At 72.7% G+C, this 13,855-nt stretch carries 12 protein-coding genes and 1 pseudogene; 7 read left to right on the forward strand and 6 right to left on the reverse strand.

Translation table 11 applies throughout. From position 1 onward, the window contains the following. Positions 1–174: 174 nt before the first annotated feature. Entirely contained in the window at positions 175–834 is a 660-nt protein-coding gene (locus AB0H83_RS07255; RefSeq protein ID WP_360088275.1) for a response regulator transcription factor, read from the reverse strand. Between the two features lie 98 nt (positions 835–932). Between AB0H83_RS07255 and AB0H83_RS07260 the strand changes: the two genes are divergently transcribed. After that, the gene (locus tag AB0H83_RS07260) at positions 933–2,042 is read left to right on the forward strand and encodes a sigma-E factor regulatory protein RseB domain-containing protein (protein ID WP_360088278.1); all 1,110 of its coding nucleotides are present in this window, start codon (positions 933–935) and stop codon (positions 2,040–2,042) included. A 16-nt stretch (positions 2,043–2,058) separates the two neighbouring features. On the opposite strand, the gene AB0H83_RS07265 is transcribed toward AB0H83_RS07260, so the two are convergent. Next, entirely contained in the window at positions 2,059–2,898 is an 840-nt protein-coding gene (locus AB0H83_RS07265) for an MHYT domain-containing protein (RefSeq protein WP_360088281.1), read from the reverse strand. Between the two features lie 110 nt (positions 2,899–3,008). Between AB0H83_RS07265 and AB0H83_RS07270 the strand changes: the two are divergent. Continuing rightward, a pseudogene (locus AB0H83_RS07270) lies at positions 3,009–3,461 on the forward strand (SRPBCC family protein); the annotation flags it as partial. Between the two features lie 509 nt (positions 3,462–3,970). On the opposite strand, the gene AB0H83_RS07275 reads toward AB0H83_RS07270, so the two are convergent. Beyond that, a complete protein-coding gene (locus AB0H83_RS07275; RefSeq protein ID WP_360088284.1) occupies positions 3,971–4,990 on the reverse strand; it encodes a hypothetical protein in 1,020 nt (339 codons plus the stop codon). A 252-nt stretch (positions 4,991–5,242) separates the two neighbouring features. On the opposite strand from AB0H83_RS07275, the gene AB0H83_RS07280 reads away from it, so the two are divergent. Together AB0H83_RS07280 and AB0H83_RS07285 are read left to right on the forward strand one after the other, a co-directional pair. Then, on the forward strand, positions 5,243–5,563 hold the full coding sequence (locus AB0H83_RS07280) for a hypothetical protein (RefSeq protein WP_360088287.1): 321 nt from the start codon (positions 5,243–5,245) through the stop codon (positions 5,561–5,563). Continuing rightward, the gene (locus AB0H83_RS07285) at positions 5,563–6,843 is read left to right on the forward strand and encodes a DUF6745 domain-containing protein (RefSeq protein ID WP_360088290.1); all 1,281 of its coding nucleotides are present in this window, start codon (positions 5,563–5,565) and stop codon (positions 6,841–6,843) included. Before AB0H83_RS07280 ends, AB0H83_RS07285 begins: the two co-directional genes overlap by 1 nt. Positions 6,844–6,933: 90 nt before the next feature. Here the strand turns inward: AB0H83_RS07285 and AB0H83_RS07290 are convergent, their stop codons facing one another. Continuing rightward, positions 6,934–7,149 (reverse strand): hypothetical protein, encoded by a 216-nt coding sequence (locus AB0H83_RS07290; RefSeq protein WP_360088293.1) that lies wholly within the window; start codon positions 7,147–7,149, stop codon positions 6,934–6,936. Between the two features lie 390 nt (positions 7,150–7,539). Between AB0H83_RS07290 and AB0H83_RS07295 the strand changes: the two genes are divergently transcribed. Together AB0H83_RS07295 and AB0H83_RS07300 are read left to right on the forward strand one after the other, a co-directional pair. Beyond that, positions 7,540–8,736, forward strand: coding sequence for a crosslink repair DNA glycosylase YcaQ family protein (locus tag AB0H83_RS07295; protein ID WP_360088296.1), 1,197 nt, complete (start codon positions 7,540–7,542; stop codon positions 8,734–8,736). A gap of 4 nt (positions 8,737–8,740) precedes the next feature. Beyond that, the gene (locus tag AB0H83_RS07300; RefSeq protein ID WP_360088299.1) at positions 8,741–9,070 is read left to right on the forward strand and encodes a hypothetical protein; all 330 of its coding nucleotides are present in this window, start codon (positions 8,741–8,743) and stop codon (positions 9,068–9,070) included. Here AB0H83_RS07300 and AB0H83_RS07305 read toward each other — a convergent pair. Further along, complete coding sequence (locus AB0H83_RS07305; RefSeq protein ID WP_360088302.1) at positions 9,034–10,770, reverse strand: CocE/NonD family hydrolase; 1,737 nt, start codon at positions 10,768–10,770, stop codon at positions 9,034–9,036. The two genes, AB0H83_RS07300 and AB0H83_RS07305, sit on opposite strands and share 37 nt — an antisense overlap. Before the next feature lie 29 nt (positions 10,771–10,799). Beyond that, a complete protein-coding gene (locus tag AB0H83_RS07310) occupies positions 10,800–11,699 on the reverse strand; it encodes a lytic transglycosylase domain-containing protein (RefSeq protein ID WP_360088305.1) in 900 nt (299 codons plus the stop codon). Positions 11,700–11,853: 154 nt separating this feature from the next. Here AB0H83_RS07310 and typA point away from each other — a divergent pair, with 154 nt between their 5' ends. Then, entirely contained in the window at positions 11,854–13,719 is a 1,866-nt protein-coding gene (gene typA, locus AB0H83_RS07315; RefSeq protein WP_360088308.1) for a translational GTPase TypA, read from the forward strand. Positions 13,720–13,855: the final 136 nt, after the last annotated feature.

Here is a 13,855-nt window from a genome sequence, read left to right on the forward strand (position 1 = left end):
GCTCATGCCACCTCCGCCCCGCTCCGGCGGCCTGACCTTCGCCCCTGAGCCTGCTGATTCGCAGCCCCTCCGCTACGCTCCGGCCCGCTCATGCCACCTCCGCCCCGCTCCGGCGGCCTGACCTTCGCCCCTGAGCCTGCTGATTCGCAGCCCCTCCGCTACGCTCCGGCCCGCTCATGCCGTTCGCAACCGGTAACCCGCGCCGCGGACGGTCTCCAGAACGTCGCGGCCGAGCTTGCGGCGCAGGTAGCCGACGTACACCTCGACCGCGTTCGGCGCCGTGTCGATGCTCGCGTCCCACACGTGGTCGAGCAGCTCCGTCTTGGACACCACCTGCCCCGGGCGGCGCATCAGGTACTCCAGCAGCGCGTACTCCCGGGCGGTCAGCACGATCTCCTCGCCGCCGCTGGTGACCCGCCGCCGCGCCGGGTCGAGGGTCAGCTCACCCACGGTGAGCACGCTCGGGCGTTCCGGCGCGCCCCGGCGCAGCAGCGCCCGGAGCCGGGCGACCAGCACCACGTACGAGAACGGCTTGGTCAGGTAGTCGTCGGCGCCGCAGTCGAGGCCGTCGGCCTGGTCGTACTCGCCGTCCTTCGCCGAGAGCATGAGCACCGGCACCCAGTTCTTCTCCGCACGCAACGCCGACACCACCCGGTACCCGGACAGGCCGGGCAGCATGATGTCCAGGATCACCGCGTCGTAGCCGCCGTGTCTGGCCAGCTCAAGGCCTGTCGGCCCGTCGCCGGCCACGTCCACGGCGAAGCCCTCCGCCTGCAGGCCGCGCTGCAGCGCGCCCGCCATCCGAATCTCGTCCTCAACCACCAGCAGCCGCACGGGGACCAGCGTGGCACGCTGTGCTGTGCGAACGCACAGGCGGTCTCAGCGATGTCACAGCCGACCCCGAGCACCATGGTCGGCAGGAGGTGTACCCAATGTCGAAGTTCACGTCACGACCTGTCCTACGGTGGGCGGTGCCCGCGCTGGCCGCGGTCGCGGTGGTAGGTGCGGGCGTGGCCGCAAAGACCCTCGCCGTCGCCGCCGAGCCGAACCTGCCGCCGCGCACCGCCGCGCAGCTGCTGGTCGACCTGCAGACCGCGCACCTGGACGGGCTGTCCGGCACCGTCGTGGAGCGGGCGGACCTGGGCCTGCCGGCCCTGCCGTCGCTGCTGGGCGAGCAGAGCTCGGAGCTCACGTCGCTCGTGTCGGGCAAGCACACCCTGCGCGTGTGGTACTCGGGCCCGGACAAGGCCCGGCTGTCACTGCTGGGCACGCAGGGCCAGAGCGACATCATCCACAACGGCGCCGACACCTGGACCTGGAACAGCAAGTCCGGCAAGGCGCAGCACTACAAGAGCACCGGCGGCGAGGCGAAGACCCCCGGCGCGATCCCGAGCGAGATGCCGAAGAGCCCGCAGGAAGCGGCCGACCTCGCCCTCAAGGCGATCGACCCGACCACGCAGGTGTCCATCGGCAACTCGGCGAAGATCGCCGGCCGGGACGCGTACGAGCTCATCCTGCGCCCGCGTGACACGGCGTCGCTCATCAGCCAGGTACGGCTGGCGATCGACGCTCAGGAGAAGCTGCCGCTGCGCGTGCAGGTCCTGGCCAAGGGTGACTCCAACCCGGCGTTCGAGGTGGCGTTCACGCAGGTGAGCTTCACCCGTCCCGACGACGCCCAGTTCGTGTTCAACCCGCCGGCCGGCACCAAGGTCGAGGAGGCGGACCCGGCGAAGGCCGAGGCCACCGCCGGTGAGCAGCAGCACCCGGCCGGTACGGAGCCCAAGCGCACGGTCATCGGCACCGGCTGGACGTCGGTCCTGGTCGTGCGGACGGGGCAGCCCGCGCAGGCGACCACGGACCCGGCGGAGGCCAAGCAGGTCCAGGACGCCATCAACCAGCTCCCGCTGGGCAACGGCGGACACACGTTCAACAGCAAGCTGTTCAGCGTGCTGATCACCGACGACGGCCGGGTCCTGGCCGGCGCGGTGAGCCCGGAGCGCCTGGCACAGGTGGCCGCCGACCCGGCAGCCGCGCTCAAGTAAGGCGTACGGCGAGGCGTCACTGAGGGACCGCGGCCCGGCCGCGGTCCCTCTCCTCGTGCCGGGCCGCCACCGCGCGGTGCAGGGTCGCCACCGAGTACATGTCGCGGGCCCGGCGCAGCAGCTCCTCCTCCGAGGCGGTGTTCTGCCGCACGGAGAACCCGACGGTCGCGTACGCCAGGACGCTCAGCAGCACGCAGGCCAGGACGCAGACCGGGGTGAGCAGCTCCAGCGGCCCCGCGCCCCGGATCTCCAGGGGCGACGGGACGGGCTGCACCCGCACCGCCGACAGCGCCGCGTAGTGCGTGCTGCACGCCGCCGCCGCCATGATCACTGCGGCCGCGACCCGCGCCCGGTTGCCCCGGACCGTCGCCACACACCACAGCGTCACCGTCGCCCCGACCACCGCGGCCACGACAGCGGCGGTCGCGGTCGCCGGGTCGTAGCCGACGGTCCCGGCCACCCGCATCGCCAGCGGCGCGGTGCTGTACACCGCGGTCAGGCCGAGCCCGGTGACGACCCCGGCCGGCAGCACCTTCCACAGCGTCGGGCGGCCGAACCCGACGATGTACAGGCCCAGGCAGTACACCACCACTGCGATGCCGAACCCGAGCGCGGTGATCGGCACGTCATAGCGCAGGACCGAGTTCGGCACGTCGGTGCCCAGCAGCGCCATGAAGTGCGGCACCCAGGTGCCCGCTCCCCCGATCGCCACCGCCGACAGGGTCAGCCACCTGGCCCTGCTGCCGCCGCTGGACGCCCTGGAACGGGCCGCGATGAAGACGCCGAGCAGGCAGCCGAGGAACGACAGGGCGACGGCGAGCGCGGGCGTGATGACGCCGTAGGCGAAATGCTCCACGATCGCCCATTCAGCCAGCGTACGGCGGCTGCCGGTCGCACACCTTGTGCGGGTTTGCCCTCACCCTGCGGGGGTAGCCAAAAGTGAGCACCGAGAGGAAGTGATCGCTCATGAGTCAGGTTGTGGAGACCGTGGACGTGGCCGTGCCCGTCCGGACCGCGTACAACCAGTGGACCCAGTTCGAGGAGTTCCCGGCGTTCATGAACAGCGTGCGGGAGATCCGCCAGCTCGACGACACCAGGCTGCACTGGGTGGTGGAGTTCGGTGGGGTACGCCGCGAGTTCGACGCGCGCATCACCGAGCAGCATCCGGACGAGCGGGTCGCCTGGACCTCGACCGAAGGTCCGAAGCACGCCGGTGTGGTCACCTTCCACCGGCTCGACGACACCCACAGCCGGGTGACCGCGCAGCTCGACATCGACCCCGAGGGGTTCATCGAGAACGTCGCCGACAGGGTCGGCATCGTGGACCGGCTGATCAAGGCCGACATGGCGAACTTCCGCGAGTTCATCGAGCACCGCGGCACCGAGAGCGGCGCCTGGCGCGGCGATGTGGAGCAGCCGGGTGCGGGCGGGGCGTCCGGCACCGTTCCGGCTTCCGGCGCGGTCCCCTCCGGCACTGGTACCCCTTCCGCCACGCCTTCCGGCACGCCCTCCACCGGCACTGGTACGCCTTCCGGCACGCCCTCCACCGGCACTGGTACGCCTTCCGGCACGCCCTCCACCGGCACCGGTACGACCACCGGCACGCCCTCCACCGGAACCCCCGGTGCGCCCGGCACCGGTGCGCCGAAGCCGGGTTCCTGGATCGCGCCGGGCACCACGCCGCCCGGTGCCGCGACCCGCTCCCCCGATGTGCCCGGCTCCGACGCCATGCAGGCGGCCCCGGACATGACGCGGGAGACCGACGACGAGCAGCGGCGCACCATCTGAGCTCCACTCTCCACCGCACCGGAAAGCCGGCCGGTCAGCGTTCGCGCTGACCGGCCGGTGTGCTCGCCGGGGTGCCGGTGCGCGGTGTGTCCGCCGGGCCGGCGGTGCGCGGTCTGCCCGATGAGCGGGCGGCGCGCGGCTTATTCGACAGGCCGGCGGTGCGCGGGGATCGCGATCGGCCTGCCCTCACCGGCGTGCTCGGCCGGGGTGTACCGGCCGGACTCCATCGACCAGTCGACGTTGCCGCGGATCCAGTGCGCAAAGTCGGCGGCCACCGCCGCGACCGCCTGGTCCTCGGCGAAGGGTCCGGCCGCGAACCGCTCGCGGGCCGCCATGAAGTCCTCGACCAGGGTGTCGTGCTCGCCGACGGCGGCCCGCACCGCGGCCTCGACCGGCAGGCGCCGCTCGTGCCGCAGCGCGAGGACGATGTTGTGGTGGTCGCCGGCGGCCTCCTCCTTCGGCCACGACACCAGGTCGTTGAAGATCGCGGTGATCATCCCGGCGGAGCGGCGCATCGCGGCGAAGTCGCGGTCGGCGAGGACCTCCGCGGGCAGCTCGACGCCGTGCAGCGGCTCGATGAGGTCGAAGAACATGTCGACCGCGGCGGTGCGGAAGCGCATGACGCGATACTCGGCCACGGACGGCGGCCGGTTCGCGGCCCGGTTGCCGGCCTCCCAGACGGTGGCCTCCAGGTAGTCGCCGACGTGGCCGGTGAACCGCTCCCGCCAGGCCGGGCTGACCCGCTCCCGGGTGCGGCGCCACACCTCCCCGATCGCGCGCAGATGCCCTTTCGGCCTGTCCTGGCCTTCGTCCTGGCCGTCCTCCTGACGTCCGGTGTCTGCGGTGTCGCGGAGCAGGTGCTGCACCTCATCGACCAGGTGGCGTGTCGCGGCCGGACCGCCGGCACGCTCCAGGCGGTCATCGAGGGCGAACACACTGATCAGCCACGCCGTGGCGAGCCGCAGATCGGCGGGGCCGGCATCCGGATACGTGCGGGCCATCAGGTTGGCGAACCTGGCCCTGGCGAACGCGGCCCGCGCGCCCGGCCGGTCCAGCAGGCCGTGCCGCGTGGCCCAGTGCAACGACCAGCGCTGCACCGAGTCCACGTGTGGTGAGAGACGCGGCGTGAACGGACACAGGACCGCGAGTGTCGACTGCATGATGCACCCCCTTGCGCCGCGAGGTATTCATGGTCCCGTCTTTTCCCGCTTTACGCGACCCTGTTCGATGGCTACGGCCGGGTATTTCCATATTTGTCTGGTCACGCGCTGTCCGTACAGAGTCGCTTATGGGCTTGACCGGACGCGTTGTCGAAAACGGGCGGGGACGCCGGGCGGAAAACTGTCGTACCCCCCGGATATCGTGCGATCTGCTGGTTCGAACATCTGTTTCCCGCTGGGGAGGTCCGGCCCGTGTATCGACAAGGTGACGTCCTGCTGGTGCCCATCACCGCCGGCGAGGTGCCGGCGACCGCGGTGCCCGCCCCACGCGACCGCTCCGGCCGCATGATCCTCGCCCGCGGCGAGGCGACCGGCCACGCCCATGTGATCGTCGGCCCCGACACGCTGCTGCTCGCCGACCGCGACGACATCGACCGGCTGTTCGTCAAGGTCGTGACCCGGGCGCGGGTCGTGCACGAGGAGCACGCCACGATCGCCGTCCCGGCCGGCACCTATCGGATCATCCGCCAGCGTGAGTACGTGCCCGGCTCGTGGCGTCCGGTGGCCGACTGATGACCACGACCCCGCTCACCGACGAGACCAGCGCCGCGGCGCTCGGCGCCAACGCGGCGAAGTGGCTGGCCGCCGGCCTGTCCACGGCGCCCGCCGACCGCGACGCCGCCGCCGACGCGGTCCGCCTGGCGTATCGCTCGGCCGGCCTGCCCGAGCCCGCGCACGTGGTGTGGTTCGCCTCACCGGCGGCCGGTGCCAGGGCGGCGGCCGTGCTCACCGGCCGCCGTGACCTGCCGGGCCCCATCCCCGAGCGGCCGATGACCACTGCCTCCCGGCGCGCCGCCCGGGCCGGCCTCACCCTGCCCACCGCCCGCCTGGGCGTCACCACGACCGTGGCCGCCGAGGACCTCACCGTCGCCGACGAGCTGCGCGCGCAGGGCTGCCCGCCGGTGCCGGGCACGGCCGGGGTGTCGGTCCGCGCGGCGGTGCGCACCACCCCGTGGGCGGCGGCCCGCGCCGAGGTCCACGAGCTGCTCGGCCCCGACGGCTGGGCCCGGCTGTGGGCGGCGTGCGGCGCCGACGTCTGGCGGATGGTCAACGACCGGGTCGCCGCGCCGCTGCGCACCCACCTGCGCAACGAGCTGCCCACCCACGTGCGCGCCGTGCTGCTCGACGCCGTCGGCGGGCAGCACGACGCGGGGTGGCTCGCCGCGTTCGACGCCGCCGCCTCGCGCGCGGGCGACTCCCGCGCCGACCACTCCCGGTCCGAGACCCCCGCGGCGGTGCTGGCCGCGGCGCAGCGCCTCGCCGGCCTGGCCGGGCTGGCCCGCTCCGCCGGCTGGTGGTGGCCGTATGCCAACGTCGCGATCCTCACCGACCGCCCCGACGAGCTGCACCGCGACAACGTCGGCCGGCTGCACGCGGCGGAGACCCCCGCCCTGCACTACAGCGACGGGTTCGCCCTGCACGCCTGGCGTGGCATGCCGATCCCGTCCGACCTCGTCGACCGGCTCGCCCACCTGACCCACGCCCAGATCGCCGGCGAGCGCAACGCCGAGCTGCGCCGCGTCATGCTCGAGCACTTCGGCTACGAGCGCTACCTGCGCGAGGCCGGCGCCCGCCGCCTCAGCTCCGACGCGTGCGGCGTGCTGTGGCAGCTCACGTTCACCGATGACGAGCCCCTGACGATGGTCGAGGTCATCAACAGCACCCCCGAGCCGGACGGCACCAGCCGCGTCTACTGGCTGCGCGTCCCCCCGACGACCCGCACGGCCCGGGCGGGCGTCGCCTGGACGTTCGGCCTCACCGAGGAGGAGTACCACCCCCTGGTCCAGACCTGACCCGCGGCCGCCCGCACCACGGCCCCGACCTGCCGCTCTGACCTGCCGGTCCCGCCGCCAGCCATTCCCACGCCCCGGGCCGGGCCCGGCTCAGCCGCCGGCGCCTTGGATCTCTGCCTGCTCGCGGCTCGGACCGACGTCGGGCCAGTCGCGCCGGGGGTCGGTCTCGACCAGTTCAACCGTGTCGGCGGGGCGGACCCTGGCTGGCAGCTCGCCGAACCTGGCGTGCCGCAGGAACGACAGCTCGGGATCGCTGAACCTGATCTCGCCCGAGCCGTCCTCGGCACCGCTCACGTCTCTGGTCATGGTGCGATCGTCCGTCTGCCGTGGCCCGTCACGCAAGCAAAGCCGCGCCGCCGGGAACCCGAACGCCCACCGACCCCGTACGCCCCCGCCCGCACGCCCCGACCCGCACGCCCACCGGCCTCGCATCGCCCACCGCCCCTCACGCCCGCGGGCCCCGCACGCCAGCCCGCCCCGCACGCCAGCCGGCCCCGCGCGCCGCCTACTGCGCGCGCCGCCCCTTGGCGCAGGCATGTTCCCCGCGCGACTCCTCCGTGCGAGCGCTGTCCCTGCTCACTGCCCTCCACGCGAGCGCGACCCCTGGAGGTGACCCCACCCCCGCGGCTCAGCGGGGCAACGGGGGTGACAGGCGACCGGGATGCGGGGTGGGGCGGGCGGCACGAGAATGAGGTGATGCCGAACGTCGGGCGGGCGACGGTGCTCGCGTACCGGATCCTCACCAACCAGCTGCACGAACGGGTCGACGCCGACCCCGGTGACCTGGACATCCTCGACCTGGGGGTGGCCAACGTGCCGGCCGGCACGGCGCGGCAGGCCCTTGCGGCGCGGACGAGCCGGTTCGACGCGCCGCTGAGTCTGGTGTGGTCGGCGCGAGGTGCCCGGCACCTGCACCGGACCGCGGACCTGCCCGGGCTGGTCACGGCGCTGTGGCCGATCAGCGACGCCGACGCGGCGGCGCGGTTCGCGACGAAGCAGATCCCCGACGGCGGGAAGCTGGGGATGGCGGCGTTCCGGGCGACCGCCGAGGCGTTCGCGGCCGTCGTGACCGGGCCGACCTCGAAGGGCGACGCGAGCCGTGGCGTCAGTGACCGGGTGCCCGAGGCGTTGACGTACTACTGCGAGCCGTGCAAGGCGCAGCACATCTCGGGGGCGATCTTCCAGCAGGCCGGGCTCGCCGGCGGCGTCCAGCTCGACGAGACCGCGGCGACGACCGTCCTGCTGCCCGTCGGGCGGCCCAAGAGCAGACCCGCCGGGGCCAAGACCCGTGGCACGCCCGGACAGAGCAGCGCACCCGGACAGAGCGGCACGCCCGGACAGCGCGGCACACCGCGACAGATCAGCATCCCCGACGGGCCCGGGGACCCGTCCGGGCTCATCCACGCGTACCTGCGGCTGCTCGGCCCGGCCACGCCCGGCGACGTCGCGAAGTACTTCGGCACGACCCTCACGGCGTTGCGGCCGGCGTGGCCCGGTGGGCTCGCCGAGGTCACCGTCGACGGGCGCAAGGCGTGGATACCGCAGGACTCCCTGGACGCGTTGGTGGCCGCCGAGCCGGCACCGGGGGTACGCCTGCTGCCGTCGTCGGACCCGTTCCTGCAGGCGCGGGACCGCTCGTTGCTGACGCCGGACAAGGCGCGGGAGCGGGAGGTGTGGCGGGTGCTGGGCAACCCGGGGGTGCTGCTGCTCGACGGGGACCTCGCCGGGACGTGGCGGGCCAAGGTCGCCGGGAAGCGGCTCGTGGTGACCGTGGCGCCGTGGGTGTCGCTGCGTGCGCCGGTCCGGGTGGCGGTCGAGGCCGAGGCGCAGTGGCTGGCGGCGGCGCGGGGGATCCCCACCGCCGAGGTCACCGTCGAGCGCGGGGATACTTGAGGACATGAGCTACTTGATCGCGTTCGCGTCGCGGCGGCTGGTGGAGGACGAGTCGCTGCTGCCCGGGTACGTGTACCACGACCCCGAGGACGCCACCCTGCCGGCCGCGCCGGACGGCCGCAAGGCCAGCGGGTGGAACCTGCTGGTGGGTGACGAGACCGACGAGCAGCTCGCCGACGCCGGTGAGCTGCTCATGCCGGACCTGGAGTGGCTCGTGGAGCGGTACCCGGCGTTCGGCAAGATCGTCAGTGCCGGCTCCGAGGGGCGGCAGTTCGAGTGGGACGCCGACGCGGGCAGCTACACCGACGTCGGCCCCTCCACGTTCGAGGACTGACCCGCCGGCTGCGACGAGGACGGCGGTGCCGGCTCCGAGGCCAGCACCGGCAGGTTGATCGACGACGGGGCGAGGAGCTCCTGCCGGACGGCGCGCAGCTCCAGTTCATGGCCGAGTGGCGCGCCCGTGCCCGGGTTGCGGGAGAACCGCGGGTGCGCCCCGCCGCTGACCTGCACCCGGATGCGGCGGCCCGCCGCGAACCGGTACGCGGTCGGCCACAGCTCCACCCGTACCACCTGCCCGGTTCCGTCCGGCGCGGCGTCCGTCTCGGGGGCGGTGGCGCGGGCGAGGCCGTCGCAGATGTTCCACGATCGGTCCTGCTCGTCGACCTCGCACAACCGGACGAACACGTCGAAGGACGGCACGCCCTCCGCGGCCCGGGGCGCGGCACCGGCCGGTCGGGCGCGGGTCGCGTGGACCGTGATGTCGGCGCTGACCGGGCCGACGACCTCGAGGGGTTCGGTGAGCGGCGCCGAGGTGAAGGTCAGCACGTCGGGGCGGTCCTCCAGGGGGCGGTTGTCGCGCCGACCGGAGATCTTGCCGATGAGCCGGGGGCCGCCGAGCGCCGGTGTCGGCTGTTTCGGGTCGTACGTGAAGCCGTCGAGGCGTTCGCCGTCCGGTGCCGGTACCGGGCTCAGGGCGGCGTCGCGGTGCAGGTACCAGCGCTGCGACTGACTCCCGGTCGGCGGCCATTCCGGCAGGTCGCGCCACGCGCCGGTGCCCCCGACGTGGACCCGCACCGGATGCTCGCGGATGCGTTCGGGGCCGCCGGTGTGCGCGCGGAACCAGGCGACCGCCTCGGCCGCGGAGTGCTGGAACAGCCCGGCGCTGCCGTGGTGCCACGGCCCGACGGTCAAGTGCGGCTGGGCGCCGGCCGCCCGCAGCGCGGCGTAGTCGTTGAGCTGCCACGGCAGGAAGATGTCGTACCAGCCGCCGATCATGAGCACCGGCGCGGTGACCTTCGGCAGGGTGTGGGTGTGGCCGCGCTGCGTCCAGTACGCGGAGGTCGGGTCGGCCTCGGCGAGCCAGCGCTGGAAGAACTCGATCTCGGCGCCGGTGGTGATCCGGTCGGCCTCGGCGAGGGGCACCCGGGCCAGGCCGCGCTGCAGCCTCGGCTGGCCGCGCAGCAGCTCGACGGCGTTGTCGAGGCGCGCGCCGCGCTGCGCGTCGAGGATGGCCGACCAGGTCAGGACGGTGTCCAGGGAGAACGCGCCGCCGGCGTACGTGGGCGGGCCGAAGTCCGACGCGGTGACGATCGTGGCCATCGCCTTGAGCTCGTCACCCGCCTCGGCGGCCAGGGCCCACTGCACGAACCCGACGTAGCTGGGGCCGTAGGTGAGCAGGCGGCCGTCGTACCACCGCTGCAACCGCAACCAGTCGAGCGTGTCGAGGCCGTCCTCGCGCTCCTGCAGCAGTGGCTCGAACGTGCCGCCCGAGTCGGCGGTGCCGCGGCAGGACTGGATGAGCACGTTGAAGCCGCGCTGCGCGACGGCCCGGCACAGCAGGTTGGTCGGCGCGCCCCGGCCGTAGGGCGTGCGGACCAGCACCGTGGGCAGCTCGGCGTCCAGGGCCGGTCCGTAGTGGTCGGCGCGCAGGATCGCACCGTCGCGCATCCGGACCGGGATGCCCTTGGTGACGCGGACCCGCCCGGTCAGCACGGGCGGCAGCTTCAGCAGTCGGCCTACCGGGTCGAGCCTCATGCCGCCCTACGTTAGCCGCTGCCGCGTGGCTAGTAATTGTTGCAGCACCGGCCCATGAGCGCCTTGACGTTGTTGACGTAACTCCAGTTGGTGATCCCGGCATCACCCTTGGTGAGATCGACGGCGCCCGCGCCGTTGTTGTACGCGGAGATCACCGCGTTGAGCAGGGTCGGGTCGGCGCCCATGATGTCGAACGTGCCGAGCTGCTCGCCGAAGTAGCGGATCGCCCACGCGAGGTACTGCCCGCCGAGCATCACGTTGTCGTGCGGCGTGCCGATCTTCCACGACGTGCCGAACCGCTGGTTCATCCACGTCTCGGTGTTGGGCATGATCTGCATGACGCCGACCCCGCCGTCGCAGGCGTAGATGTTGGACTGCCAGCCGCTCTCCTGGTCGGCGACCCCGTACAGCAGGCGCTTCGGCACCCGGATCGCCTGCACCTCGGCCGGGGTGTTGGAGCCCCAGAACTGCTTCACGGCGGCGGCGTCAAGATACTCGCGGACCGTCGACTTCGGCAGCTGGGTGCCTTTGTACTCAGGCTGGCAGCCGGGCTTGGTGCTGACCTTCGGCGGCGGCGGTGGCAGCGCCGTCTGCTTCGGTGGCGCGATCGATTTCTTCGCCGCGGCGGTCTTCGACGGCGTGGCGGACGGCGTCGGGCTCGGCGGCGCGGACGTGGTCTCCACCGCCAGGGAGCTCTCCTCGGCGCTCGGCTGCGCGGCCGCCGAGGACTGCCGCGCCCCGACCGACGCGGGCACCGGGTCGTCGCCCTTGACCAGGACGGCCAGCCCGCCGATGGCGACCAGCACCACCACGACCAGCGCGCCGAGCAGGAAGATCAACCCGAAGCGCCGCCGGCGCGCCCCCGCCGCGGGATCGTCCCAGCGCTGCTCAGCGGTCTCGTCATCGTCGTAAAATCCGCCATAGCTCATCGATGCCTCCCCGTACTGGCACGCTATCGCGGACGGCCGTGGCCCGCTGTCCCCTATGACGCCCGAACCGGCGGGAACGATGAGCGGGGCGCCGAACGTCACATCGCGCACTGTGCGTGACGGCGCCGCGGGGTCGCCTGGAACAATAGGGGTCATGCAGACCCGTTCAGACCTTCGCAACGTCGCCATCGTCGCTCATGTCGACCACGGCAAGACCACCCTTGTCGACGCGATGCTGCGGCAGAGCGGCGCGTTCCACGCGCGCGCGGAGCAGGTCGACCGGGTCATGGACTCGATGGACCTCGAGCGCGAGAAGGGCATCACCATTCTCGCCAAGAACACCGCCGTGCGCTACGTCCCCGCCGACGGCAGCACCCCGACCACGATCAACATCATCGACACGCCCGGCCACGCCGACTTCGGCGGCGAGGTCGAGCGCGGCCTGACCATGGTCGACGGCGTCGTCCTGCTCGTCGACGCCAGCGAGGGACCGCTGCCGCAGACCCGGTTCGTGCTGCGCAAGGCCCTCAAGGCCCGCCTGCCGATCATCCTGGTCATCAACAAGGTCGACCGGCCCGACGCGCGGATCAAGGAGGTCATCGACGAGACGTACGAGCTCTTCCTCGACCTCGACGCCGACGAGCACCAGATCGAGTTCCCGATCGTCTACGCGTGCGCCCGCGACGGCGTCGCCTCCCTGAGCCAGCCCGAGGACGGCACCGTCCCCGCCGACAGCGACGACCTGCAGCCGCTGTTCCAGACGCTGCTGAGCACGATCCCGGCCCCGTCGTACACGGAGGGCGCGCCGCTGCAGGCGCACGTCACCAACCTCGACGCGTCGCCGTTCCTCGGCCGCCTCGCGCTGTGCCGGGTCCGCGAGGGCCGCATCCGCAAGGGCCAGACCGTCGCCTGGATCCGCACCGACGGCACCGTGCAGAACGTGCGGATCTCCGAGCTGCTGATGACGCAGGGCCTGGAGCGCAAGCCGGCCGAGGAGGCCGGGCCGGGCGACATCATCGCCCTCGCCGGCATCCCCGAGATCATGATCGGTGAAACCCTCGCAGACGCCGAGAACCCGGTCGCGCTGCCCCTCATCACCGTCGACGAGCCGGCGATCTCGATGACCATCGGCACCAACAACTCGCCCCTCGCCGGCAAGGTCAAGGGCACCAAGGTCACCGCGCGGCTGGTCAAGGACCGGCTCGACCGGGAGATGGTCGGCAACGTGTCGCTGCGGATCCTGCCCACCGAGCGCCCCGACACCTGGGAGGTGCAGGGCCGTGGCGAGCTGGCCCTGGCCATCCTCGTCGAGCAGATGCGCCGCGAGGGCTACGAGCTGACCGTCGGCAAGCCGCAGGTCGTCACCCGCGAGGTCGACGGCAAGGTCCACGAGCCCGTTGAGCGGCTCACCATCGACGCCCCCGAGGAGTACCTCGGCGCGATCACCCAACTCCTGGCCACCCGCAAGGGCCGCATGGAGCAGATGGTCAACCACGGCACCGGCTGGATCCGCATGGAGTGGCTGGTCCCGGCACGCGGCCTCATCGGCTTCCGGACCGAGTTCCTCACCGACACCCGCGGCACCGGCATCCTGCACCACGTCTTCGAGAAGTACGAGCCGTGGTTCGGCGAGCTGCGCATGCGCGCCACCGGCTCCCTCGTCGCCGACCGGGCCGGCGTGGCCACCCCGTTCGCGATGATGAACCTGCAGGAGCGCGGCTCCATGTTCATCGAGCCCACCACCGAGGTGTACGAGGGCATGATCGTCGGCGAGAACTCCCGCGCCGACGACATGGACGTCAACATCACCAAGGAGAAGAAGCTCACCAACATGCGCTCCTCCGCCGCCGACGAGACGGAGAAGCTGATCCCGCCGCGCAAGCTCACCCTGGAGCAGGCCCTGGAGTTCTGCCGCGAGGACGAATGCGTCGAGGTCACCCCGACCGCGGTCCGCATCCGCAAGGTCATGCTCGACCAGAAGGACCGCGAGCGTGTCGCCCGGAAGCGGGCGCACGCCTGAGCATCGTGTGACATGGACGGGAGCCGCTGGTGCGGCTCCCGTTCTGCGTTCGCAGGGCTGCCGTGGTACCGGGCTGGCGGGGTTTGCGAGGGTTCCTCGGGGCGGGCGGTGACACGGTGCCGGGACGGGCGGAGCC

The sequence above is a fragment of the Dactylosporangium sp. NPDC050688 genome (assembly GCF_040654515.1).
Classification (GTDB): Bacteria; Actinomycetota; Actinomycetes; order Mycobacteriales; family Micromonosporaceae; genus Dactylosporangium.